The organism is Rahnella sp. PAMC25617 (assembly GCF_050606005.1).
GTDB classification, from domain to species: Bacteria; Pseudomonadota; Gammaproteobacteria; order Enterobacterales; family Enterobacteriaceae; genus Rahnella; species Rahnella variigena.
Genome location: NZ_JBOCUM010000172.1, coordinates 1 through 346, shown reverse-complemented (window position 1 = coordinate 346; position 346 = coordinate 1). Strand labels below are relative to the sequence as shown.

Genomic DNA, 346 nt, shown 5'->3' with positions numbered 1-346 from the left:
GTTTCTCCTTACATGTGGTGGAATAATATTAAGTAAAAAAAATTGAGCTTAAGTGGAGTATATGAAAAATCTACTGAATAGCTTTGCACCACTGAAGGAAACTCAGATTAGAATAAACCAAACAACATTTTTTAATTGCTCCCCACCGTCTAGAAACACTAATAGCAGCATTAAAGTCTGACTCGGTGTGACACTGGGCTTTGTTTCCTTCAGTGTGAGCTTCTGAACCATGGCAGTCTCGATAAAACAACAGTAAACAGCACAGAGATTGTATATAATCTGCTCAGGTAGCACTGCAGCTTTAAAGCACACACACACAGACAGGTTGGGGATCAGAGGAACGAGA

General features: G+C 39.6%; 1 protein-coding gene. It reads right to left on the bottom strand.

Annotation, left to right across the window (positions count from 1 at the left end):
- Positions 1 to 102: 102 nt before the first annotated feature.
- Positions 103 to 346, bottom strand: a 244-nt coding sequence (locus ACM615_RS24100; RefSeq protein WP_431012662.1) for a hypothetical protein, incomplete at its 5' end; no start/stop codon positions are given.